Below are 3,144 nucleotides of genomic sequence, written 5' to 3'. Positions count from 1 at the left end.
GGCTGGTAGAGGATGGTGAGCTCCTGCCGCTCGATGGCGCGGCGCAGCTCGCTCTCTAGCGTCAGGCGGTCGGTCTTGCGCGCGCGCATCGCCGGCTTGTAGACGTCGATGCGGTCGCCGCCGATGCGCTTGGAGTGATACATCGCCAGCTCGGCATCCTTGATGATCTCGTCCGTCAACTGCGTCTGAGGATCGGAAAGCGCGAGCCCGATCGAGGCCGTGAGAAAGATCTCGCGCTCGTTGAAGGCGATCGGCGCGCGGATGGTCTTTCGGATGGTCTCGGCGAAGGCGGTGATCCGGGCGGGATCCTGCTCCGAGAGCAGGATCAGGCCGAACTGGTCGCCGGCGAGCCGCGCCAGCGTGTCCTGCGGCTTCAGGATGCGGGTGAGGCGGCGGGCCAGCGTCAGCAGGATGGAATCGCCGACCGCGATGCCGACGGAATCGTTGACCTGCTTGAAGCGGTCGAGGTCGATCACCATCAGCGTCGGCCGCAGCGTCGGCATGGTCTTGGCGAAATGCGCGACCCCACCCAGCCGGTCCATGAACAGCTTGCGGTTGGGCAGGCCGGTGAGGTTGTCATGCACGGAATCGTGCAGCAGGCGCTCCTCGGCGTTGCGCAGCTCGGTGACGTCGGTGAGCGTGCCGACCACGCGCGAGACCTCGCCGTCGGAGCCGACCACCGGCCGCGCCTTCAGCGCGAACCACATGAAGTGACCGTCCGGCGTGCGCAGGCGAAAATCCTGCACCAGGCGGCCGCGGCGCTGGTCGAGCACGCTGTCGAGCGCGGCGCGGAAACGGTCCTGGTCGAGCGGATGCAGCACTTCCAGCCACGATGCCGCCGGGCCTTCCAGCGTGCCGCGCTTGAGGCCGAGCAGGGCTTCGGTCTCGGGGCTGGTGAAGACCTTGTCGGCGGAAACGTCCCAGTCCCAGATCAGATCGCCGGAACCGGCGAGCGCCAGTGCGCGCCGCTCGATGTCGGAGACGACACCGGTGGTGGCGCCGCCGCCGGCGAAGGCGTGCTGCATCACCGTGAAGCCGATCAGCATCACGATCAGCACGAGGCCGCCCAGCAGCGCCGGGCCGACGATGTCGTTGGTGACGGAGCCGGCCACCGTCATGCCGGCCGCGACCACCCAGACCACGAGGAGGAACCAGGTCGGGATGAGCAGCACCGCGCGGTCGAAGCCGTGGGTGGAGAGATAGACGATCAGCGCGAAGCCTGCGAAGGCGATCAGCACCAGCGAGATGCGCGCGATGCCGGAGGCCACCGCCGGGTCGAACAGCGCGAGTGCGACCAGCGAGCCGAGGAAGGCGAGCCAGCCCACCGTGATGTGCGAATAGCGCACATGCCATCGACTGAGGTTGAGATAGGCGAACAGGAACACCAGCAGCGTCGCCGCCAGGATCGCTTCACCCGCCGCGCGCCAGATGCGCTCGGCGTTGTTCGACATGTCGAGCACCTTGCCCCAGAAGCCGAAATCGACGCCGATATAGACCAGCACCGCCCAGGCCAGCGCCGCGGCCGCCGGGAACATGATGCTGCCCTTGACGACGAACAGAATGGTGAGGACGAGAGCCAGGAGCCCCGAAATGCCGATCACGATGCCCTGGTAGAGCGTGAACGAGTTGACCTTGTCCTTGTAGGACTCGGGCTCCCAGAGATAGAGCTGCGGCAGCTTGTCGGTGCGCAGCTCGGCGACGAAGGTGATGACGGCGCCGGGATCGAGCGTGACGCGGAAGACGTCGGCGGTCGGGCTTTCCTGCCGCTCCGGCCGGTCGCCGGTCGAGGGCGTGATGGTCGCGATGCGCGACAGCCCGAGGTCGGGCCACAGCAGGCCTGACGAGACGATGCGGTAATGCGGGGCGACGATCAGGCGGTCGAGCTGGTCGTCGGTGTTGTTGGCGAGCGCGAACACCACCCAGTTCTGGCCGCCCTCGCGGGCGCGCACCTCGATGCGGCGGACGATGCCGTCGGTGCCGGGCGCGGTCGAGACCTGGATGCGGTCGGCATCGCTGCGCTGATGCTCGAGCACGCCGGTGAGGTCGATCGCGGGCGCGTCACCGCGGACGCTGACGGCGTCGAGCGCGCGCGCAGGGAGCGCGGCGACAACAATCATGAGGCCCAGCGCGATGGGCGCGAGGCACCTGATCAGACGCAAGGTCAGTTCTCCGCGTTCGACGCAAACTTCGTGTGCAAGGCGATTTCAGACCGGACAGAATTGGTTCGGTGCGTCGCGATAGATGCCACGAAAGCGAGGAAAATCAAAGGGTTTCCGCCTTGCCCTGTGGGTCAGAGGCCTATGCCTCCAACACAATTTTGCCAATATGTGCGCTCGTCTCCATGCGCCGGTGGGCGTCGGCCGCGTTTTCCAGCGGGAAAGCGCTGTCCATCACCGGTTTGACCCGGCCTTCGCGCAGAAGCGGCATCACTTTCGCCTCGATCGCGGCCACCATCGCCGCCTTGTCCGCATTACTACGGGGGCGCAGCGTTGAGCCGGTATGGGTCAGGCGCTTGACCATGACCTTGGCGATGTTGACGCTGACCTTGGGGCCGTTGAGGGTCGCGATCTGGACGATGCGGCCGTCGACCGCGGCGGCGTCGTAGTTGCGGTCCACATACTCGCCGGCGACCATGTCGAGGATCAGGTTGACGCCGGCATTGTTGGTCTCCGCCTTCACCACGGCGACGAAGTCTTCGGTCTTGTAGTTGATGGCGCGGTCGGCCCCGAGCTTGAGGCAGGCATCGATCTTGTCMTGCGATCCCACGGTGACGAACACTTTCGCGCCAAAGGCTTTCGCAAGCTGGATCGCCATGGTGCCGATGCCGGAGGAGCCGCCATGGATCAGCAGCGTCTCGCCGGCCTTGAGGCCGCCGCGCTCGAACACGTTGTGCCAAACCGTCATCAGGGTTTCCGGCAATGCGCCGGCTTCCTTGATCGACAGCGCCGGCGGCACGCTCATCGCCTGGGCGTCCTGGGCGATGCAGTACTGCGCATAGCCCCCGCCGGCGACCAGCGACATCACCTTGTCGCCGATCTTGTGCCGCTTGGCATTGCTGCCGACGGCGACGACTTCACCAGCGATCTCGAGGCCCGGCAGGTCGCTCGCGCCGGGCGGCGGCGGATAGGCGCCGGAGCGCTGCGC

2 protein-coding genes are annotated in these 3,144 nt (G+C 66.8%); both read right to left on the bottom strand.

The features are described from left to right. On the bottom strand, positions 1 to 2,159 hold a 2,159-nt coding region (locus AC1D00_RS33605; protein WP_477013630.1), incomplete at its 3' end, for a diguanylate cyclase domain-containing protein. A 139-nt stretch (positions 2,160 to 2,298) separates the two neighbouring features. Further along, positions 2,299 to 3,144: NAD(P)H-quinone oxidoreductase (locus tag AC1D00_RS33600; RefSeq protein ID WP_477013629.1), on the bottom strand; the 846-nt coding region annotated here is incomplete at its 5' end.

The sequence above is a fragment of the Bradyrhizobium sp. P2_E8 genome, from assembly GCF_056403875.1.
This window is presented reverse-complemented; position numbering and strand designations above follow the sequence as displayed.